Raw genomic sequence first — 21,899 nt, 5'->3', positions numbered from 1 at the left:
AATCTTGGAGGAGCCGGATGCGATGACCCGCATGTCCGGATCTGTGAGAGGCCCATGCAATTGCGCATGGGCCTACTCGATATCCAATTATGCAAAAGTAAAGGTGCAAGGGTCGTCGGACTTACCTCTACCGATACTAAAAAGCAAGTCGCGCTAGACGCTGGGGCAGATGAGGTCATCTTGTACGGGACAGAGTGGGTCGATGAAGTACGGCAGTGGTCGTTTGAAAAAGAAGGTGTCCATGTCGCGTATGATTCAGTTGGTTCCACATTAATGGACAGTTTCGCTGCGGTTCGAACCAAGGGAACTGTCGTTTTCTATGGTATGGCAGGTGGAGACCCAGCACTCGTGGATCCAAGAATGTTGATGGATTCCTCCAAAACGTTAACTGGCGGCGACCTCTGGAATCACGTGACTAGTGTGGAGAATCGTATTCAGCGAGCTCATGATTTGTTTGAAGCACTTCGTGCTGGCAGTCTCAAATTGGATACAGTGACAACATTCCCATTGCAGGACGGGGCTGACGCCCATCGATTACTCGAGAGCAGAAAGAGTATAGGCAAAATTTTGCTAATACCATAAAGAAATGCGGTAAGTGTAGGGAGAGATTTTGAACATATAGTCCATGGAGCTGCTTATCATGGGTATTCTCGCTTTGTCCAAAGCATGTTAACTTTAAGTAGTAGTTATTTAAAGGAGGCTGGAATGTACAATGAGCATAAACCCATTGAGAATTGGCGTTATTGGTGCAGGTTCAATTTCTGATTTGCACTTTGCTTCATATACGAAATCAGATGATGCTGTCATTGTCGCTGTCTGTGATCTTAATCGTGAACGTGCAGCCGCGAAAGCGGAGAAATATGACATTGCGAACATTTATACAGATTATAACGAGCTTTTAGCGAATCCCGAGATTGATGCTGTAAGTATTTGTACATGGAATAATACACATGCTGAGATCAGTATTGCCGCTCTTCATGCAGGCAAGCATGTATTGGTTGAGAAACCGCTATGTAAAACGGTAGAAGAAGCGCAACGCATTCAGGATGCCGTTCGTGAAACAGGGAAGATTCTGCAAGTTGGATTTGTGAGAAGATATGATACGAATGCTCAGCTTGTGAAACATTTTATAGATAATGGTCAATTAGGTGAGATTTATTATGCCAAAGCGTCATGCCTTCGTCGTTTAGGCAACCCAGGCGGTTGGTTCTCGGATGTTGAGCGCTCCGGCGGCGGACCGTTGATTGATATCGGTGTTCACGTAATTGATGTCTGTTGGTATTTGATGGGCAAACCGAAGCCAGTTGCGGTGAGCGGTCATACGTATAACAAGCTTGGCAATCGAAAAAACGTGAAAAACTTATCCTTTTATCAAGCTGCCGATTATGATGCAGAACGCAATACGGTTGAGGATTTGGCGAATGTGTTGATCCGTTTTGAGAACGGCGCTTCTCTCATGGTGGACGTTAGTTTCACGCTTCATGCTAAGAAGGATGAAATCGCTATCAAGCTTTATGGGGATAAAGGCGGCGTTGAGCTAGAGCCTGAAATTGTACTTGTTACGGAAATGTTGGACACGATTACGAATGTAACCCCTCAAATCAATAACAAATCGATCGATATTAACGGCGCTTTCCAAAATGAAATCAATCATTTCGTATCCTGCTGTCAGTCTGGTGAAACACCGATTAGTCCAGTCGAAGATGGTCTTGAAATCATGAAAATCTTATGCGGTATTTACGAGTCTGCTGCGAAGGGTCAAGAAATCAGGTTATAATTCCAACGAATCAGAGAATTGGAGGAGCGCGTATGAAATTAGGGGTTAGCACATATAGCTTGTATCAAGCCTTGAATTCTGGCGAAATGTCCATCATGGACGTCATCGATTGGATTGCGGATCAGGGAGGTGAACACGTCGAGATCGTGCCATTGGGATATGATTTGCCGGGTAACTTTGCGCTTGCGGATGCGATTCGTGAGAAGGCTCAGGCTCGAGGTATTGATATTTCCAATTATGCCATCGGCGCTAATTTCCTTACAGAGACTGAAGAACAGTATCAGGAGGAAATCAAGCGAGTGAAGGGTGAGGTCGATCTTGCTGCCAGATTAGGTGTTACGAAAATGCGGCATGATGTTGCTCGAAGTGAAGATCTCTCGATTCGTAATTTCAATGTGAACTTGGAACGCTTAGCAGAGGCATGTCGTCAGATTGCCGACTATGCGAAGCAATTTGGCATTGTGACCAGTGTTGAGAATCACGGTTTCTTCGTGCAGCATAGTGACCGTGTTCAAGCCCTGATTCATGCTGTCGATCGTGAGAATTTCCGTACAACATTGGATGTTGGTAATTTTGTTTGTGTAGACGAGGATTCCGTGGCCGCTGTGACGAATAATCTTCCTTATGCCTCTATAGTCCATGTTAAAGATTTCTACATTCGCCCATCCAATCAGAATCCAGGCGAAGGCTGGTTCAAGTCGACTTATGGTACTTATTTGCGCGGCGCGATTGTGGCTCAAGGCGATTTGAATATTCCTGAAATTTTACGGGTCGTCAAGAACTCAGGTTATGATGGTTATATTTCCTTGGAATTTGAAGGGATGGAAGAGTGCAAGCGAGGCACATTGATCGGATTACAGAATATCCGCAGAATATGGGACGAAATTAACTAACGCTAAGCTCGTCGCGATAAGGAGTGTTTATACGAAATGCTAATCAATCCAATTGGTATTATGGTAGATAGCTTGCGTCTCGGACTACGGGATGGTTTGAAAAAATCGAAAGAACTTGGCGCCGATGGTGTTCAGATTTATGCGGTTTCTGGTGAAATGGACCCTGCTAACTTATCGGCTGGCGCACGTAAGGAATTGCGTGAGTACATCGCGTCGTTGGATCTACAAATTTCAGCCCTGTGTGGTGATTTAGGCGGACATGGCTTTCAGGATGAAACCGTAAATGCAGCGAAAATTGAGAAATCGAAGCGCATTCTTGATCTAGCTGTTGAGTTGGGGTCGAACGTGGTGACGACGCATATTGGTGTTGTGCCGGAAGATCGAAATAGCCCCATTTATCAAACGATGCTGCAAGCTTGCGAAGAGCTTGGGGTATATGCAAGCAGTTTAGGCGCCTATTTCGCCGTAGAAACGGGGCCAGAGACATCGGCACATCTGAAAAGCTTCCTGGATAACCTATCCACCAAAGGTGTCTCCGTCAACTTCGACCCAGCGAATATGGTGATGGTGACAGGGGATGATCCTGTTCAAGGTGTTTACACGCTGAAGGATTATATCGTTCATACGCATGTCAAAGACGGCATTCGACTTCGTCAAGCCGATCCGCGTGAAGTGTATGGCTCACTTGGCTATAAGCCAATGTCACACGAGAACATTGCAGAGGCCGCAACATCTGGAGATACGTACCGCGAGCTAGCGCTGGGCGAAGGTCACGTCGATTTCGGACGTTACTTCCAGGCGCTGCTGGAGATTGGCTACAAAGGCTACCTTACCATTGAGCGTGAAGTTGGGGCGCAGCCTGAGAAAGATATTGCAAGTGCGATTGCTTTTATTCAAAAGTATAAATAAGATGTTGGAAGCCTCGCCGGTGGCGAGGTTTCTTTGCGTAATATTGCCGTAGTCACTGGTTTTATTGTGTTTGATGTGAACTTGGGGTATGTAGGGGACGGGGAACTTATTAACCCAAGAAAATGAAGAATCCAGAACCCCCGACCCCAGAATTCAGAACCCAAGAACTAAGAAACCAAGAACCCAAGAACCCAAGAAAACCCAGAAATACAGGGGAAACCAAGATAATCTAGTAAACCCAGTAAACCCACCAAACCCACCAAACTCAGCACTTTCAGTCACTCACCACGCCAACACCATAATCCACTCATGCTGTACGCGAGAATTTGTAATAGTTCGATATTTCCCAACTAAATGGAGAATTTCTCTCTAAAAAGAGCAAATAGTCCGACTTTACCCAATTAAATGCTCGTTTTTTGATGATAAGGTGTGATTATCGCGATTTAGTAAGGAAAACTCGGACTATAGACTAATGAATTGTGCTTAAACAAGTAGACGACAATATACGCTCACATGCGACTCCAAATAAAGGTCTGCCTTAACCCTATTTATTCGCCCGGATTCTCTGCCATACGAGCAAATAAGTGATTTGCATAACGTTATTTTTGGTGACTGGCCTTAACTTCTTGGCAAGGTAGACAGTCGCAGGTTACGGACATAGATGACGAACGTATCCTATTTTTCTAAATTGGGCTTCTTAATCTTCCAAAAGGAGAGTAAAATAAAGGACAAGAGGAGGATTGATTTAGGATGTCTACATGGAAGAGTTTCACGGATTCGGAACAGCAGATTTCGTTGGAGTTACGAGATGATCATTTAACAGTGCTTCGTTTCTACGGTGAAACATCCATTTACCCCTTCAAAAATATTTCACTTGCCTCTGGACCTATTCCCGAGTACCCCTCTAATCGCGTTGCCCTAACTGTTATTGATTTCAACACAGGCGTAACCGATTTCAAATTTTCGTCACATTTACTAGAGTTTGAGATTTTCGTCCAAAAACTGCTTGAAGCACATAGTGAATTCATCCCAAACCACTAATTTTTTCATAAGTTATTCATTTGAAAAACCGCTGCGGCGGTTTTTTTCTATAAAGTTAACTCTTCCCAACTGCTATCAGTGGCGGACGGAATGTAGCTGCATTTAGCGACTACTTCACATACGGGTGCCTGAAAACATCTGGCGTAAGTCCAACTGCTTTCCGGAAAGTAGAGATGAAATGCGATGCATCAAGAAAGCCCGTGGCTTCGGCAATTTGCTTTACAGTCAGATCAGGCTGCGCGATTAGCAATTCTTTGGACTTCTGCAGGCGAAGCTGCAGCAGATATTGGTAGGGGGAGAGTCCGAAGGCGCGGCGAAACAAGGTATTCACATGCTGCGCAGAGACACCGAGCTGAGTCGCCATCCAGCTAAGGCCGACGTGAGCAGAGCCGAAGCTATGCTCTAGCTCGAGCAGCAGCGGAAGAAGTCGCTCATGACTTTGCGAGAAGGAAGCGCTCTTGTTGATAATGCCGTGCTTCTTCAACAGCGTCAGGAATTGATAGATTTCCAAGGAACCGTTGGTTCCAGTGAAGTCGTGACTATCGCGGTATTTATGATAGTAATACTCATGGATACTTGCAAGTGGCGTATCGGATCCCCAGCTAATGGGGGTAGATAGCGGGATGGCTAATGCGTGCACGATAGAGGCAGCTAACGCACCATCAAAGGTTAGATACCAAGTCGACCAAGGTGTGTCGGGGACTTGGTAAGCATGGGGGACACCACCAGCAAGCAGCATACCTTGTCGTTCGTTCAGTTTGACGGGGCCGCTGTCTAGAATAATTTCACCACTGCCGGAGATTGTTTGCAACCAGTGAAAACAAGGATAGCCCTCTTCACGTTGATAATGTTGCTGTTCGCTCTCATATCCGATCGTGTCGAGGATGAGTGGGAGTTTGCGGTCGGTTTCAGTAATGACAAAAAACTTTCGATAGTCATTCGCCAAGGGAAAATCATCTCTTTCATTTTTTAATATATCATGCGTTATTTATTATATTTTAAATGAAATAAATGTCTTGTACAATAAGGGCATAAACGAAATGATTAACCAATAATGCAAAGTGAGGACAATCATCCATGGCGAATAAATTTGTATACACAGCTCCTGCAAACGGTTACCCTGAATGGAATAATAATCCCGATATTTATCAATTAAATCGATTGGAAGCGCATGCGACACTGATGCCCTATCATACGGAAGCGGAAGCACTGGCAGGAGTACGCGAAGCGTCGCAATTTTATAACAACTTAAATGGCACATGGAAATTTCATTGGGCAGAAAATGCACAAGGTCGTCCTCAGGATTTTTACAAAAATGACTTTGACACCAGCACTTGGGCGGATATGCCTGTGCCATCGCATTGGCAGCTGCAAGGTTTTGATTTTCCGCAGTACACGAATATTATTTACCCATGGGTAGGACACGAGGATCTTAAGCCACCATTTGCCCCTGTGAAGTATAACCCAGTTGGTTCTTATGTGCGCAGCTTCTCAATTTCTGAAAGTTGGAATGGGCAGCCTGTCTATCTGAGCTTTCAAGGTGTGGAGTCGGCATTCTATGTATGGGTGAATGGTGATTTGGTTGGCTTTAGCCAAGATTCTTTTACACCTGCGGATTTTGATATTACACCTTATTTGAAGGATGGTGAGAACAAGCTCGCGGTAGAAGTGTATCGTTGGAGTGATGCAAGCTGGTTAGAAGATCAGGATTTCTGGCGTTTGAGTGGGATTTTCCGCGATGTATATCTGTACACAACACCTACGGCACATATCGCTGATTTCAAAGTAAATACGATTTTGGATGCGGCTTGCGAGGATGCTGAGCTGAACATTCAGGCAACGATCACCAATTATGATGGGAAGAGTCAAGGTCTGCATCATGTGGAAGCAATGTTGTACGACGGTGAGCAGCAAGCACTATGGGAAGCACCACTACGTGTAGGCATTCAAACGAAGGACCTCCCAAGCCAAGCTGTAGAACTGTCCGCGCATGTGACCCGACCAGCCAAATGGAGTGCTGAAAGTCCATACCTGTACACGCTCGTTCTTCGTTTAGTTAATGAAGAGGGTACGCTCCTTGAGACGGAAAGCTGCAAGGTTGGCTTCCGCAAGTTTGAGATTGAAGATGGTTTAATGAAAATTAATGGAGAAGTCATTGTCTTCAAAGGTGTAAACCGTCATGAATTTGACCGTGATCGCGGACGTTCCGTCGATGCGGAAAGTATGCTTGCTGATATTTTGCTAATGAAACAATATAATATTAACGCTGTGCGGACATCGCATTATCCGAATAATCCGCTATGGTATGAGCTTTGTGATCAATATGGTTTGTATGTCATTGATGAAACGAATTTGGAGACCCACGGTTCCTGGAGCTATCCGCAATTCGAATTAGGTGAAACGGTGCCAGGAAGTCGACCAGAGTGGACGGGAGCCGTACTTGACCGCGCTAACTCCATGATGCAGCGAGATAAAAATCATCCATCGATTGTCATCTGGTCATTGGGTAATGAGTCATTTGGTGGAGATAATTTCTTGAAAATGCATGATTTCCTGCGTGAAGCCGATCCGACTCGTGTTGTTCACTATGAAGGCGTGTTCTGGTGGCGCGAATCAGAAAGAGCGTCGGATATGGAAAGTCAAATGTATTCCAAAATTGAAAAGATTGAAGAATACGCCAAAAACAATCCGAAGAAGCCATTTATCCTTTGCGAGTATAGCCATGCTATGGGGAACTCTTGTGGTAACTTATTCAAATATTGGGAATTGTTTGATAAATACCCAGTTTTACAAGGTGGATTCATCTGGGATTGGATCGATCAATCTATTCGTACAACGACTTCTGATGGTGTCGCGTATCACGCGTATGGCGGCGATTTTGGTGATACGCCAAATGATGGCAACTTCTGTGGCAATGGTTTGATTTTCGCAGATCGCTCCGTTTCACCGAAGCTGCACGAAGTGAAGAAGTGCTATCAGAATGTGAAGTTCGAAGCGGTAGATGTGGCAAAGGGACAAATCAAAGTAACCAATCAATTCTTGTTCACTAACTTGAATGAATATGATTGGACTTGGACGATTGCTCGTAATGGTGTTGTGGAAAGCCGACAATTTACCGGAACATTTGCGGTTGCACCAGGTGAAACGACAACAGTTGAACTAGCACTTGATGCTGTTGAAAGTCGTTTCCCGAACGATGAATTTGTATTAACACTGAGTCTGGTCCTGAAAGAAGCAACTTTATGGGGAGCTAAGGGACATGAGATCGCTTGGGAGCAATTTATTCTTCCAGCGGTGAATACAGCAATCCATGCACGCAATGGGGAGGCGGAAAAAGAATCCGCAGCTGCACTTACAACGGTGACAGCTATTCAAGTCACGCAGTCATCCGATCGTATCAGCTTGCAAGGGGAGCGATTTGCACTTAGCTTTGATGCAGGAACTGGCGATATCACTTCCTATTTGTGGGACGGAGTCGAGTTATTCCAAAGTGGGCCAGTACCTAATTTCTGGCGTGCCTACACGGATAACGATCGTGGGAACCAGCACCACATTCGTTGTGCACCTTGGCAAGAAGCGGGCAGCGGGCGTAAACTCCTTACTTTGAATGCAAAATCACTGGATACTGGACGCGCTGAAGTTCGGGTACGTTATGAATTGGGGACTAAGCCAGTTTCTGAAGTACAGCTTGTTTATAGCGTTTCTTCAAATGGGGAAGTTGAAGTGGGCATGACCTTAACGCCAGGTGACAGATTGCCTGAAATTCCTGAAGTCGGTGTCATGTTTGAACTAGATGCTGCCTTTGAGAATTTAACTTGGTATGGCCGCGGGCCGCATGAGAACCACTGGGATCGTAATGTCGGCGCAAAACTTGCGCTTCATAATGGAACTGTCGAAGAGCAATTCGTTCCGTACTTGCGCCCACAAGAATGTGGCAATAAGACCGATGTTCGCTGGGCAACCATAACGAATGCGGCTGGGCGCGGACTCCGCATCGCAGGTTTACCAACCGTTGAGCTCAATGCCTTGCCATATTCACCATCTGAACTAGAAGCACACGATCACCCTTACAAGCTGCCTGCAAGTGATAAAGTTGTAGTCCGTGTGAATTACAAGCAAATGGGCGTTGGCGGAGACGATAGCTGGGGAGCTAGAACACATCCCGAGTTCACGTTATACGCGAACAGACAATATACGTATGTGTTCACTTTCCAAGGTATGTAATCGTTGAGTTAAGCCGTTCCATGGGGGTTGTCCCTGTGGAACGGCTTTTTGGCCGCCGCCCATCGCCCGCTAGCGCACCACGTTTGACCCGAGGGATAGAGGGTGATAAGTTTAAATGGAGAAAACATACGACATTTAGGTACCTGAGAAAGGTGGACATTGATATGACAACACCAACGGCACAACCAATCATAGGACTCATTGGCACAGGCGTGATGGGAAAAAGCATGGCAGGCCATTTGATTGGCGCAGGATATGAGGTACATGTGTATACACGTACGAAAGCTAAGGCAGGGGAGTTAGTGGAGAAAGGGGCACATTGGGAGGATACACCAGGCGCCTTAGCACAGAAGTGTCAGGTTATTATGACTATGGTCGGATTTCCAACGGACGTTGAAGACATTTATTTTGGGCAAAATGGTATTCTTGCTATGGCAGAACCAGGCAGCTTCCTGATTGACTTGACGACATCAAGCCCATCTCTGGCCAAACGCATCCATGAGGAAGCGCTGACTCGTCAGCTGTACGCCTTGGATGCTCCCGTTTCTGGCGGAGATATCGGGGCAAGAGAAGCACGATTATCCATTATGGTCGGAGGCGCTCGAGACGTGTTCGAGCAGATGGTTCCTATTTTCCAAGTAATCGGCACGAATATCGTTCATCAAGGTGAAGCAGGAGCAGGGCAACACACGAAGATGTGCAATCAGATTGCGATCGCTAGCAACATGATGGGAGTTGTTGAAGCGCTGGTATATGCGAAGAAAGCGGGACTTAATCCGACGACTGTGCTGCAAAGTATTGAGACAGGTGCCGCGGGCAGCTGGTCGTTAAGTAATTTGGGGCCGCGGATGATCGCTGACAATTTTGCGCCAGGTTTCTATGTGAAACATTTTATTAAGGATATGGGGATAGCTTTACAATCGGCTGAAGAAATGAACATTGATCTTCCGGGTTTGACTCTGGCCAAATCTCTCTATGAACAATTAGCTGCGATGGGCGAAGAGGATAGTGGCACCCAAGCGTTGTATAAGTTAATAGATAAATAAGCGTAAGTTGTTCAATCTGGAGGTTAACTTATGAAAATCGTGATTGCACCTGACTCGTTTAAAGGCAGCTTAAGTTCAGAAGAAGCAGCTAACGCGATAAGAAACGGAATTTTGCGGGCTATCCTAGAAGCTGAAACCGTCCTTATCCCTATGGCAGACGGTGGGGAGGGGACGGTTGATAGCCTTGTACAGGCAACGCGAGGGAGTAAGGTCTTTGTTCCCGTGCAAGGCCCGCTGCAAGATGAGGTAATGGCCTCATATGGTGTCTTAGGAGACGGGGTCACGTGCGTGATTGAGATGGCGTCAGCTTCCGGACTGGTGCTAATTCCAGAAGACCAACGAAATCCGCTGCTTGCGACGACCTACGGAACTGGTCAGTTAATTCGCCATGCGCTCGATCATGGCTATCGTTCCTTCATTCTGGCACTCGGTGGCAGCGCAACGAATGATGGTGGGAGCGGCATGCTCCAAGCGTTAGGTTTACGACTCCTAGATGCCGAAGGGCGTGACATTGGAGCAGGAGGCCAAGCATTGTCTCGCCTGACGCAACTGGATGCTACGCACTGGGATGAGCGAGCCATCCGCGAATCGCAGTTTATCATTGCATCAGATGTAACGAATCCATTTGTCGGCCCGCAAGGGGCATCCCATGTCTTTGGTCCGCAGAAAGGCGCGACACCCGAGATGGTCGAAGCCCTCGATGCAGCGCTCACCAATTGGGCAGATGTGATGGCAGCGCATACGGGAGTTGCCGTGCATCACCTTCCTGGAGCAGGCGCAGCAGGTGGGCTTGGTGGAGCGTTTCAAGCATTTTTCCCTGCAAGCATGAAGCGAGGAATCGATGTTGTGATCGAGATGACCCAATTAATTGAGCATCTGCAGGATGCCAATCTCGTCATCACTGGCGAAGGGCAGACGGATGCCCAGACAGCTTCTGGCAAAGCGCCGATGGGGATTGCGCAAGCTGCTTCAAAGCTTGGGGTACCCGTTATTGTTATCTCTGGTTCCATCGGGCAAGGCATCGAGAAGCTGTATGATTATGGGGTGACAAGTATACATAGCATCGTGAACGGTCCGATGACACTTCAAGAGGCGATGAATCGCACGCCTGAGCTTCTAGCGCAGAGGGCAGAGCAAGTCATGCGTACTTTTTTGGCTGGACGAAAGAAGGAGCTATAACGCCCCTTAACGAATAAACAAGAGGAAGAACAAGTAGAATTCGCGTATACTGACAAGCTCCTAGTCATAAGTCTGGTTATTATGATGTATAAAGGAGTATGCACATGACACTCACAACTCAATTGTATGTAGCGACAACCGGCAACGATGATAATAATGGAAGCCACGAGGCGCCATTCTTAACGATAACCAAAGCTCAGATGACAGTTCGGGAACTTATCCGTAAAGGGATAAACCACGATGTCATCGTCTTTGTGTTCGGGGGGACGTACTATTTAGAAGAAACCTGGCAGCTAGATGAGCGCGATTCAGGCAGAAATGGCTATCGGGTAAGTTATTGCAATGTATCTGGAGAAGTAGTATATATCGTAGGTGGCAGGCCAGTTACGAGCTGGGAGCCGTATAGTTCCGACATGTGGAGGGCGCGGATAGATCCTGGAAACAACTTCCATACGCTGTATGCGGATGGCGAACGCGTGGCTAAAGCACGTTTGCCAGCAAGGGGTTACTTTCAAGTTGCTGGCGAGCCAGAAACAGCTTGTCGCGAAGGCATGTATTATCGAGAGGGAGATCTGCCAGAAGGAAGTGACCTTACGCAAGCTCAGGTATTCATTTGGCCTGGAAAAGGAGAATGGAACTGGTTCTCTGAGCTTCGATCTTTAAAATCTCATGATGCTGAAGCTAGATATGTGGCATTTCAACAACCTTCCATTTGGGAGATTGGCGCAGATTCACGTTATTATATACAAGGATCACTGGAATTTCTACAAGAGCCAGGTCAATTCTATTGGGATGATAAGGACGGTTGGCTCTACTACAAGCCGTATTCAGGTTCACCTTTGCAGCAAGAGATTATCGTACCCACCGTCACGAGGTTAGTTGAGTTGAAGGGCAAAGATCAAGGTGAGCCTATTCAGCATCTTCACTTTCATGGACTCCACTTCTCCTGCACAGACTTCTGGCCCGATTATCAAATGATTCAAGAAGACGAGGGTCTAAGTAATGTCGAGCGGGATGAGCACCGTGAAGGAATAATCTATATGCAGCATGCAGCGGAGATCACAATCTCAGATTGCCACATCGTAAACTCAGGCAGCAGCGGGATCTTTTTGGATCAACAGACGAGGAACATCCGAATTAACAGAAATCACATCGAACATATCGGATATATAGGGATCTATGCTTCAGGCTTTTCACCACTGCAAGGGAATTTCACCTCAGCGACGACCTCCTACACGAATAAGGAACATAAGATAACGAATAATGTCATTCGCTATGGTGGTGAGCTGATTGGACATGGCTGTGGCATTCTCCTGTATCAAAGTGGACATAACGAAATCACTCATAATCGTATATCGCATATGCCGCGCTATGGCATCTCCTTGAAAGGCTTGCGTCACAAGGTTATGCCAGCGACCATATACGACATTCCAGTAACTTGGGAAAATCATTGGGATTTCCTGCACACGAGGAATAATTATATCGCCAATAACGATATTTCCAGTGTCATGATGGATAGTCAGGATGGCGGTATGATTGAATCGTGGGGTGTTGGGAAGGGCAATGCCATTCATGGGAACCGCTTACATGACAGTGGGATTCATTTTTCATTTGGTTTTGGTATTTATTTGGATGATGCTTCAGACTACTTCACGGTTACCCAGAATGTCATTACGGGGCTCTACAGCACAGGCGAAGGGAAGCTATGGATGCTCATTTTTTCCAAAGGCATCGGCAACCATATTCAAGGAAATGTGCTCGCATGTAACCCCGATGCCATAGCGGCGATTGGCACACAAGAGATGGCCGGCGAGGACAATAAAGAGCTCATAGTGAAAGGGAACATTGTATACAACTCAGGCTATCTCTACTACTTCGTCAATTGGCGGGATGATAAGTTTGCCGAAGCAGACGGTAATCTGTATTGGTCCGATCGTGACCAGGGTCTATGTCAGGTTGCAGGGAAACTACCTCTGCCTTCATCGGGAACGGACTTATTAGGTCGAGATATCTATGACTGGCAGGCATGGCGCTCCTTACTAGGTGGGAAATTCGACGCACGTTCGCTTATCGCAGATCCACTGTTGCTCCTAACGCCAGATGGGAAAATTCACCTTGAGACCACGTCACCCGCTTATGCACTAGGTTGGGTTGAATTGGATGATAAATCAATAGGGCCACAGTAAATTCATCCTAATAAGAGGGGGCTTGGTACTTATGAGAGGATTTGGCTTCTATAAATCCAAGAAATATTTACAGCGCGTACTAAGCTCCATCATGTTATCGATGGTTATTGTCCTATTAGCTTCCTCCTTTGCCAATACGTATTTGCTGGAAAAATCAATGAAACGGATTCAAGAGGACTCTAATCTCAAAATTCTCACGCAATTGCAATATAATTTCTCTTACATGAACGAAATCATTACACATTTATCTTACTTTGTTTTAAAAGATAACTTACTCATTCCTCTCATGTTCGATGAAACCTTGCCCAAAATGGATTTAATTCGCAGTTATCAACGCATGTCCAGTATCATGGACAGCTCCTCTTTCTTACATTCCATGGTCGTCTATAATCATTCTCAAAATGAAATCTACGGGACGACCACCAATTTCTTATTGGATGGCGGTGTGACCAAAAAGAAAATCTCGGATTGGCTGCTAGATCCTGCCCACCAACATGAAACATCCCGGCTCATTCCTGTCAGTCTCGAACGCGAGGATGGTCAAATGGATGCCTTCGCGTTCGTCGTAACCGAATCGTTGAAGCCTTTTTCACGTGGTGAGTCAGCTATTGTTCTCTATATCAAGTCGGATTGGGTTTTCGACAGCTTGAAGAAAATGAACGATACAGGCAGCCGCTCGCAAGGCGATATTCTAATGGCAGATCAGGACGGTCGCTTATACTCTTCCCACAACATAGATACTTATCAAAGCAAAGCGACACAGGAAACCATTCATACCTATATTAAGAATCATAAATCTGCAACGGGTGAGCCTTCAGGATTCGTTATTGGGGACGTGGAAGGCGAGAAAAGCATGATTACGTATATGGCTAATCCGATTCCTAATTGGACGATTCTGTATGTGCAGTCGTATGACCAATTGATGGCCGAAGTCACTCAGACGCGTGTGAAGTCGTTACTTGTCTCAGGCAGTCTCCTATTGATTGCGATTGCTATATCGGTCTGGTTATCCTATAAATTGTATCACCCCATTGAAGATATGCTGCAGCGCATTCGATTTCAGCAACCTCGGGGTGAATCTACGAGGCGAACCGAGGGCGGTGGTGATGAGCTACATGCCGTGAGTGAGAATTATTTGAAATTGTCCCATACGCTGCAGGAAATCAGCTCCGAACACATCGTCAATAAATATTACATCCGTAAATTTATGACCGACGGTCAGATGTTCTCTCATCACGATATGATTAGTTTAATTGACAAGCATGGGCTGAATATTGCTTATCCTGCCGAAATACTCGTTTGTGTGCTCCGTTTGGATCAGTTCCAATCGTATGCGAGTCACACGGCCCTTGCTTTGAAGAAAACACATAGCTTTGCCATCACGAATATTGCGCAGGAAATGATGATCAAGGCGTATCCCTGTGAAGCTGTGGAGGTGTGGGGAGATCATATTATTCTGATTGTATCTCTGGTTGACGCGCCTGCCACTGCGAAGACAGATACGATTCTTCCCATACTTCGAGATATACAGCATACGATTGAGCAATATTACCAGTTGAGTCTCTCGTGTGGGCTAAGTGATGCCATTTCTCAATTGACCCAGCTGTCATTTGGTTATACGCAAGCTTTGCAGAACAGCTTGTACACCCTTATTTTCGGTTATCAATCCATTATTACGAGTGACATGGTGAAAGAAAACAATGCGAATAAGCGGGTGTCGATTCCAGAAACGATTGAGAGGAAACTTTCGGAGAGTTTGAAGAAGGGGCTCATGACAGAAGCGGGAATTGAGCTGGAGAAGGCGTTCTCCCTTTTTGCCACCTTCCATTATCATGATATTCACCGCGCTGTAACGAATTTAACCTGGGTAATCAAGTATGCGGTCGTTGAAATTATGGAAAATCGCGTAACGAAGATGAGCTTCCATGTAGATTATATTCATCACATTCCGCAAGAGAAGGAAACGTTAGAAGAAATGTACCTAGCTTTGTTAGCCTTATGCGCACAAATTTGTGAAGGTCAGAAGCCGTCTAACGTGGAGCGGAATGACATGATCTTGGAAACAGTCAAAGAACTCATCCATCAGAAGTATGCCGATATTAATCTGAGCCAGCAAACGATCGCCTCGACAGTCAAGCTGTCATCCCCTTATTTGGGAAAGTTATTCAAGGATAGCTATCAGATTACACTTACCGAGTATATCAACGAAGTACGGTTGCAACATGCCAAGCATCTTCTTGAGAGCGGGGATCATTCGGTATTAGATATTATGGAAAAATGCGGTTATGCCAATCCGAGCTATTTTTTTCGATTGTTCAAAGCCAAATTCGGCAGTACGCCGAAGGAATATCGCATGAAGAAATCCATTTCATAACAGGGGAATTGTGTTATAACAGCCGCCAACTTCTTCCACCAATTGGTGCATAGTAGGGCGGTTTTGTGCATTTACATGGTAAAAAGAGAGTAATTCGAACATTGTACATATGCATTCTACACTTTTTCGAACATCGTACGCTATGTAAACGCTTCATCCTGTGGCAAGATGCGTTTAGGGAAGGAGGAGCACAATGACGAAATCGCATCCCAACAAAAAAGGTTGGCTATTCCAGGAATTTAAGTACCTGCGAAAAAATCGAGAGCTGCTGATGCTTGCGATGCCAGGTATTTTATTTGAACTGGTGATTAAGTATTTGCCCATGATCGGCCTCATCTTAGCTTTCAAGTATTTCAGGTATGATCAAGGCATTCTGGGAAGCAAATGGGTCGGCTTCAAAAATTTCGAATTTATTTTCAAATCGCAGGACGCCTGGCGCATTATTCGCAATACGCTTTTATACAACATGTCCTATATCGTTCTTGGAACGCTTGCTGCGTTAGTCCTTTCTATCCTGTTGTATGAGGTAAGCGGGCGCATGGTGAAGATGTATCAAACAACCCTATTTCTACCGTATTTCATCTCGCTTGTATTGGTCGGTTACATTACGTACGGTTTCCTGGAGCATAAGAGCGGGTACCTCAATAGCTTACTGATCAACATCGGGCTTTCTCCGCACAAATGGTACTTTGAGACGACACCTTGGCTATTCATTCTCCCTGTAGTCGCCGTATGGAAAAGTGTCGGCTTCTCGACCTTGATCTACTATGCTGGCATTGTCGGCATTAACACCGAATATTACGAAGCAGCTAAATTAGACGGCGCATCGCGCGTTCAAATGATTACTCGAATTACGCTGCCGCTCATGAAGCCGTTGATTATCATCGTGTTTATTCTGGGCTTAGGCAATATTTTCCGTGGGGATTTCGGATTGCATTACTTCGTGCCGAATAATGTTGGCGCTAATTTGGCCACGACAGATGTCATAGATACGTATGTGTATCGTGCATTAGCGAAGCTTGGTGATATTAATTCCGGGGCAGCAGTAGGCTTCCTACAGTCAGTTGTAGGACTAATCACCATTGTGACTGCGAATGCAGCGGTTCGCCGAATTGATAAAGAGAACGCGTTATTCTAATGGGGAGGAGACTAGGAGGTTTATGGAACTTGCCTTAGCTAAACCAGTGAGACCGGCATCGATGTGGTATATTCACGTATTTTTCACCCTTATCTCGGTGTTGATGATTATTCCATTTATCCTCGTGATTGCGGTGTCATTGTCATCGGAGAATAGTTTGGTTCATTTCGGATATCGTTTTATTCCCAAAGAGCTCAGCTTAGAAGCTTACCGAATTGTGTTCAAATCTCCCGAGATTTGGCTCAAATCGTATGGGGTTACGATCGGAATTACGATTATTGGGACTGTGTTATCGCTATTATTAACGACGTTGACGGCATATCCCATGTCACGACGCGACTTTCGTTATCATCGACCTCTTACGTTTTATATTTTTTTCACCTTGTTGTTCAATGGGGGCACGATCCCGTTCTATATCCTAATGACACAATACTTGCATTTGAAAAATTCCATCCTTGCTCTAATCATTCCGCTGCTCATGAATCCGTTCAATATTATTATTATGAAAAGTTTTCTCGATAAAATTTCGATGGAAATTATTGAATCCGCCAAGATTGACGGTTCCAGTGAACTTCGCATTTTCTATCGTATTATTATGCCGCTTTCGACACCGGCATTAGCGACACTCGGCTTATTTATTTCTTTTGCCTATTGGAATGATTGGTTTAATGCTCTGTTGTTTATCGATGATAACAAATATGTACCGCTTCAATTGCTGCTTGTTCGCATTCTATCGCAGATTGAATTCCTGGCGAATTCGCCTTTAGCCGAGGCGGCAAGCAAGTTACAATTTGCCAACTTCCCTACCTTATCTGTGCGGATGGCAATGGCTTTGGTTGCGGGCGGTCCGATGATGATCATGTTCCCTTTTTTCCAAAAGTATTTCGTGAAAGGGATTACAGTAGGTTCACTCAAAAGCTGAGAGGGGGTGAGGGCGCGTTTGTAAGGATTGATTGATGTTCTGAAGTTACAAGGGGTTCTTAATATGGAGGTGTTTAGGTTGATTCAAGTAAAAAAAATGTACCTGAGCTCTGCGGCCATTATGCTTCTGAGTATGTCCGTATTAGCTGGATGCAAGACCGACACGGCAAGTGAAACGACAACACCGGCAGCAACACCCCCACCAACAACGACGAGCGCGACGCCCGCTACACCTGCACCAAGCACATTGCCTGAAGTCAAATTAACATTCTATTATCCAAGTAATCCGCCTGGTAAAGATCAGGCACTCGTGAATGAGGAAGTCAATAAATATGTGAAGAGCAAAATTAATGCTACTGTCGATCTTAAGCCGCTTTCCTTTGATGAATATGATCCGAAATTGAACACTATCATGGCCTCCGGTGAAGCTTTCGATGTGGCGTGGGGCTCCAAATATTGGCTGCTTAGTTATCAGCCGAACATTGACAAAGGTGCGCTCTTGGAGCTGACCGATGCAATGATCAGTAAAAATGCTGCAGCGGCTCGGAAGAATATTCCCGATAAATTCTGGCCGGATATGAAAGCGACGGATGGCAAAGTGTATGGCTTCCCGGTTTATCAAATCGCAGCCAAGACCAAAAGTCTCGTCATTCAAAAGCAATTCGTAGACAAATATAAACTGGATGTTGCTTCAATTAAAACCTATAAAGATCTCGAACCTTTCTTGAAATCGATCAAGGACAATGAAAAGGATGTAATTCCTTTCGGGATGGCTCAAAATTCATGGGGCCTCTATACAGACCCGAATCTAGTTGCCGCAGATGGGCTTGCGGTTGCGTATAAGAAAGATGACAAAACGTACACCTCCATCACGAAAATTCAACAACTGCAGAATAAGAAGGACTTTTTTACGACGATGCATAAATGGTCATTGGCTGGCTATATCAATGAGGATGCGCCGCTATTGAAGAACATTACGGATCTCAAGAAGAAGGGGAAAGTAGCGGTAAGCCTTGAGTTTACGACGAAGCCAGGCGGCGAAGTGGATGAAATGGCGAATAACGGCGGCAACGCTGTTATGTATGTACCTATCTCTGATTCCTACTTCACAGGCGTTGCGAGTGCGATGCAGGTGATTAGCAAAACCTCCAAGAACCCAGATCGTGCCCTCATGTTCATCAACCTTCTGAACACAGATAAAGTGTTATATAATCTGATTTCGAATGGGTTGGAAGGCAAGCATTATACGAAGAAGGATGACAAGTATATTGAACCGATCAAGGATTCCGGCTATGCACCCAATGTGGATTGGGTATTCGGCAACCAATTTAACGCCTTCTTGAAAGGTGCACAGACTCCTGATGTGTGGGACAAAACGATCAAATTAAACGAAAGCGCCATGGTGCCAGTTTCCTACGGCTTTGATGTGAACAGAGACGCCATCAAGTCTGAGGTGGCCAATGTGACTGCTGTAGATAACGAGTTCCAAGTGGCACTTGAAACAGGTGCTGTAGATCCTGCAGATCAACTGCAGAAGTATATCGACAAGCTGAAAGCAGCGGGTCAAGACAAGATCGATGCGGAAACGACGAAGCAGTGGCAAGCTTTCCTGAAAGCGAGAGGCTTGTAACGCGTAGTAGACAAGAAGCCGTTCTTTGGGTCATTTGACCCCAAGGGACGGCTTTTATGTCGCTTCATCATATTAGGCCAAGCTTTCGAATATAGATGAGTAAACATGAAGACAAAGTAAGCTGCCTTTGCACACCTTTTTCACAGCAAAAGGATAGCTGTTTTTGTTTACATGCATATACTAATCATACAGTAGCAAGAATGAAAGAGGTGATCTTGGTGGGAACACGGCTATTATCGGAACAGCTAGTGAAAACTCGCTTTCCCCATTTAAGGTACATCCGAATTCACACGTCTGATAAATATAGGGCAACGATTTATGCATGGAATGAGGATCTGCAACTATCGAAACAGGATGCGCTCAATGTGGAAAAATATGCAAACGCTTACTTGTACCCATACGTGGTTTTTCAAGTTAAGGCTTATTGTGCAGTTCGTGCGGATAACGTGCCGCTGTTGCAAGAAGTGCCTGTGGATATTACGCAAACGGCGTTGCGCTCTAACTTAAATCAATATGGTATTCTAGCCGCGATCAATCGGCAATTTCCTTATGGACGTTTGCGATTTAAACATTATGACGTCATTCATAGCATGATCCATTTTGATTTTGATGCGCTTAAACGTATGGGGGAGCATGAGAAGGAGATTCTGCTGCGCTTCTTGCGCGAAATGATCCCGCTTGGCTGCTACTGTGAGGTTCAATTTCTAGAGGACGATAGTTAAACATGTGATCGTTCACCTGAGTCTCCGAGAGAATCGGAGACTTTTGTTTGCGTTTAACTTATAATTTGTACATGGCGTTCTCGTATTAATACATAATGACAACGATAAGGAGATACTATTTTCCATGTTGAAACGATCCCCGTACCTTTTGTTAATCTTAGCAACTTGTATTTGGGGAGGAAACTTTGTGGCGGGTAAGTCACTTGTTCTACATATTCCTCCTGTTACACTCGCAACTGTGCGCTGGGGTATAGCATTCTTGTGCTTACTACCCCTGTATGGCAAAGCTGCTTGGAAACTGAAACATGAATACCTTGCAAATTGGAAAATGGTGATATTCCTCTCCCTGACTGGGGTAGCGGGATTTAATTCACTCACGTATGTCGCTGTCCAATACACGGGGTCCATCAATGCCTCCTTAATGAATTCGGCGACACCGATATTCGTTATTCTCATCACTTGGGCAGTCATGAAGGAAAGACTTGCCTGGTGGGCACTTCCTGGAATAGGCGTATCGATCCTAGGTGTATGTTGGATTATAAGTCAAGGGGATTTGCCTGCCCTCCTTCGGTTATCCGTTAATCGAGGCGATATGTTCATGCTGATTGCCATCTTATGTTGGGCTTTATATTCAGTGGGCATGAAGAAAATGGCTGGTCGCTTTCCGGCAAGTCCATTTCTGCTGGTGCAAGTTACCGTTGCGCTTGTGGTGTTGATACCCAGTTCTTCGATCGAGTGGATCATTCAAGCACCTGATGTATCTTGGAGTCCTGCCTTAGTTAGTGGGTTGCTATATGTAGGTATCTTTGCATCCATCGTAGCTTTCCTGAGTTGGAATAAAGCCATTGAGCTTGCCGGTCCGCAGCGGTGTGCAGGATTCCTCAACTTCATCCCATTGTTTAGTGCGATCTTCGCAACCACATTTACAGGGGAATCCTTGCAGTTCTATCATCTTCTGGGCGCATTCTCCATCGTGTTAGGAGTGTATTTGACGAATCGGGCAATGAAGAAGCAAGTGCGCCTCATTTTATCTAAATGAATCAAACGCTACCTGAATATAGCATGGCTGTTTTCCTATTTCGTTGGCACGCCAATCCATGGTTTACATCGTCCTTTTACGGCATCAAGCCTGTTGTGACTGGTTTTATTATTTATGCAGCGCTGCATTTCGGCCAATCTACCTTTGGAACTGTAGAAGTGGGGGTCACGTGGAAACAAATTGCCACACTGCTCATTGCTGCCGGCGCTTTTGTGGCAATCGTCACATATAAGCTGCATCCTATTGGGGTTATTGTAGGCGCCGGCGTGATGGGCATTGTATTTTTCTTGTGAAATGCTGGAGTACCGTGGAGAGAGAAAAGCGCCCGCCGTAACTGAATAGATGGATTTTCTGTAGTTAAATTCTTAGATTTATCGATAAAAAGGAAATTAGATGGATTTCATGTAGCTAGTTTTGGGTATTTTTCCGGGATTGAGTGTTTTTAGGGAAATTAACTGTATATTTTCCATTAAAGAGGAATATTTGACGGATTTCTTCTGGATTAGCTGTATATTTTACAGGTAAATGGTTTATGTAAGGGTAGCAGAAGTTGTCCGTCTACCCACTTGCCATAGCTCACTCAAGTCCAAGAAATTCCATTGACTTAGCCGCAGCCAGAACCCGCCACGCCACCAGCTAGCCAATTCCCCAACCTGGCCTGGCCCGATCCAATCATTCAGTCGCTATCATCAAACCCTTACCATTCCTCTCAAAGAGTTGGTGGTAAGGGTTTTTCACTGTATTCAGCTTAGTGAACTGATAAATATTTCTTTTATAGGCAATAAACATCTTTATATTTCGAATAAATGTTATATAATGT

17 protein-coding genes are annotated in these 21,899 nt (G+C 45.3%); 16 read left to right on the top strand and 1 reads right to left on the bottom strand.

What is annotated here, in order from left to right; genetic code table 11:
- From A8708_RS26285 to A8708_RS26265, 5 genes are all read left to right on the top strand, one after another.
- The coding region (locus A8708_RS26285) for a zinc-binding dehydrogenase (RefSeq protein ID WP_157265043.1) at positions 1-582 on the top strand (582 nt) is incomplete at its 5' end.
- 130 nt (positions 583-712) lie between these two features.
- A complete protein-coding gene (locus A8708_RS26280) occupies positions 713-1,777 on the top strand; it encodes a Gfo/Idh/MocA family protein (protein ID WP_068668549.1) in 1,065 nt (354 codons plus the stop codon).
- Between the two features lie 32 nt (positions 1,778-1,809).
- Positions 1,810-2,670, top strand: coding sequence for a sugar phosphate isomerase/epimerase family protein (locus A8708_RS26275; RefSeq protein WP_068668548.1), 861 nt, complete (start codon positions 1,810-1,812; stop codon positions 2,668-2,670).
- Positions 2,671-2,706: 36 nt separating this feature from the next.
- Positions 2,707-3,579 (top strand): sugar phosphate isomerase/epimerase family protein, encoded by an 873-nt coding sequence (locus A8708_RS26270; protein WP_068668544.1) that lies wholly within the window; start codon positions 2,707-2,709, stop codon positions 3,577-3,579.
- Between the two features lie 750 nt (positions 3,580-4,329).
- The gene (locus A8708_RS26265) at positions 4,330-4,620 is read left to right on the top strand and encodes a hypothetical protein (RefSeq protein WP_068668538.1); all 291 of its coding nucleotides are present in this window, start codon (positions 4,330-4,332) and stop codon (positions 4,618-4,620) included.
- 109 nt (positions 4,621-4,729) lie between these two features.
- On the opposite strand, the gene A8708_RS26260 is transcribed toward A8708_RS26265, so the two are convergent.
- Positions 4,730-5,566 (bottom strand): AraC family transcriptional regulator, encoded by an 837-nt coding sequence (locus tag A8708_RS26260; protein ID WP_068668535.1) that lies wholly within the window; start codon positions 5,564-5,566, stop codon positions 4,730-4,732.
- Between the two features lie 131 nt (positions 5,567-5,697).
- On the opposite strand from A8708_RS26260, the gene lacZ reads away from it, so the two are divergent.
- From lacZ to A8708_RS26205, 11 genes are all read left to right on the top strand, one after another.
- The gene (gene lacZ, locus A8708_RS26255; RefSeq protein ID WP_068668533.1) at positions 5,698-8,844 is read left to right on the top strand and encodes a beta-galactosidase, LacZ type; all 3,147 of its coding nucleotides are present in this window, start codon (positions 5,698-5,700) and stop codon (positions 8,842-8,844) included.
- A gap of 164 nt (positions 8,845-9,008) precedes the next feature.
- The gene (locus A8708_RS26250) at positions 9,009-9,890 is read left to right on the top strand and encodes an NAD(P)-dependent oxidoreductase (RefSeq protein WP_068668531.1); all 882 of its coding nucleotides are present in this window, start codon (positions 9,009-9,011) and stop codon (positions 9,888-9,890) included.
- 30 nt (positions 9,891-9,920) lie between these two features.
- Positions 9,921-11,069, top strand: coding sequence for a glycerate kinase (locus A8708_RS26245; RefSeq protein ID WP_068668529.1), 1,149 nt, complete (start codon positions 9,921-9,923; stop codon positions 11,067-11,069).
- Positions 11,070-11,173: 104 nt separating this feature from the next.
- Positions 11,174-13,255, top strand: a complete 2,082-nt coding sequence (locus A8708_RS26240) for a right-handed parallel beta-helix repeat-containing protein (protein WP_068668527.1) — start codon at positions 11,174-11,176, stop codon at positions 13,253-13,255.
- Positions 13,256-13,286: 31 nt separating this feature from the next.
- Positions 13,287-15,629, top strand: a complete 2,343-nt coding sequence (locus A8708_RS26235; RefSeq protein WP_068668525.1) for an AraC family transcriptional regulator — start codon at positions 13,287-13,289, stop codon at positions 15,627-15,629.
- 193 nt (positions 15,630-15,822) lie between these two features.
- Positions 15,823-16,767 carry an ABC transporter permease gene (locus tag A8708_RS26230; RefSeq protein WP_068668523.1) on the top strand — a complete coding sequence of 315 codons (945 nt, stop codon included), beginning with the start codon at positions 15,823-15,825 and terminating at the stop codon, positions 16,765-16,767.
- A 22-nt stretch (positions 16,768-16,789) separates the two neighbouring features.
- Positions 16,790-17,689 (top strand): carbohydrate ABC transporter permease, encoded by a 900-nt coding sequence (locus A8708_RS26225; protein WP_068668521.1) that lies wholly within the window; start codon positions 16,790-16,792, stop codon positions 17,687-17,689.
- 78 nt (positions 17,690-17,767) lie between these two features.
- On the top strand, positions 17,768-19,318 hold the full coding sequence (locus tag A8708_RS26220; RefSeq protein ID WP_167355933.1) for an ABC transporter substrate-binding protein: 1,551 nt from the start codon (positions 17,768-17,770) through the stop codon (positions 19,316-19,318).
- Between the two features lie 218 nt (positions 19,319-19,536).
- Positions 19,537-20,040 carry a hypothetical protein gene (locus A8708_RS26215; RefSeq protein WP_082927814.1) on the top strand — a complete coding sequence of 168 codons (504 nt, stop codon included), beginning with the start codon at positions 19,537-19,539 and terminating at the stop codon, positions 20,038-20,040.
- 124 nt (positions 20,041-20,164) lie between these two features.
- Entirely contained in the window at positions 20,165-21,079 is a 915-nt protein-coding gene (locus A8708_RS26210; RefSeq protein ID WP_275667936.1) for a DMT family transporter, read from the top strand.
- Positions 21,076-21,372 carry a chromate transporter gene (locus A8708_RS26205; RefSeq protein ID WP_068668519.1) on the top strand — a complete coding sequence of 99 codons (297 nt, stop codon included), beginning with the start codon at positions 21,076-21,078 and terminating at the stop codon, positions 21,370-21,372. Before A8708_RS26210 ends, A8708_RS26205 begins: the two co-directional genes overlap by 4 nt.
- Positions 21,373-21,899 lie beyond the last annotated feature (527 nt).

Source organism: Paenibacillus oryzisoli, assembly GCF_001653565.1.
In the GTDB taxonomy this organism is placed as follows: domain Bacteria; phylum Bacillota; class Bacilli; order Paenibacillales; family NBRC-103111; genus Paenibacillus_E; species Paenibacillus_E oryzisoli.
Note: the sequence above shows the minus strand (reverse complement) of the source record. Positions and strands in the feature narration are given on the sequence as shown.

What these genes read in the sequence shown, in the direction of transcription:
- A8708_RS26205 (WP_068668519.1), top strand. Translation starts at nt 21,076, where the DNA reads ATGAATCAAACGCTACCTGAATATAGCATGGCTGTTTTCCTATTTCGT.
- A8708_RS26265 (WP_068668538.1), top strand. Translation starts at nt 4,330, where the DNA reads ATGTCTACATGGAAGAGTTTCACGGATTCGGAACAGCAGATTTCGTTG.
- A8708_RS26225 (WP_068668521.1), top strand. Translation starts at nt 16,790, where the DNA reads ATGGAACTTGCCTTAGCTAAACCAGTGAGACCGGCATCGATGTGGTAT.
- A8708_RS26250 (WP_068668531.1), top strand. Translation starts at nt 9,009, where the DNA reads ATGACAACACCAACGGCACAACCAATCATAGGACTCATTGGCACAGGC.
- A8708_RS26245 (WP_068668529.1), top strand. Translation starts at nt 9,921, where the DNA reads ATGAAAATCGTGATTGCACCTGACTCGTTTAAAGGCAGCTTAAGTTCA.
- lacZ (WP_068668533.1), top strand. Translation starts at nt 5,698, where the DNA reads ATGGCGAATAAATTTGTATACACAGCTCCTGCAAACGGTTACCCTGAA.
- A8708_RS26280 (WP_068668549.1), top strand. Translation starts at nt 713, where the DNA reads ATGAGCATAAACCCATTGAGAATTGGCGTTATTGGTGCAGGTTCAATT.
- A8708_RS26210 (WP_275667936.1), top strand. Translation starts at nt 20,165, where the DNA reads ATGTTGAAACGATCCCCGTACCTTTTGTTAATCTTAGCAACTTGTATT.
- A8708_RS26270 (WP_068668544.1), top strand. Translation starts at nt 2,707, where the DNA reads ATGCTAATCAATCCAATTGGTATTATGGTAGATAGCTTGCGTCTCGGA.
- A8708_RS26275 (WP_068668548.1), top strand. Translation starts at nt 1,810, where the DNA reads ATGAAATTAGGGGTTAGCACATATAGCTTGTATCAAGCCTTGAATTCT.
- A8708_RS26240 (WP_068668527.1), top strand. Translation starts at nt 11,174, where the DNA reads ATGACACTCACAACTCAATTGTATGTAGCGACAACCGGCAACGATGAT.
- A8708_RS26230 (WP_068668523.1), top strand. Translation starts at nt 15,823, where the DNA reads ATGACGAAATCGCATCCCAACAAAAAAGGTTGGCTATTCCAGGAATTT.
- A8708_RS26235 (WP_068668525.1), top strand. Translation starts at nt 13,287, where the DNA reads ATGAGAGGATTTGGCTTCTATAAATCCAAGAAATATTTACAGCGCGTA.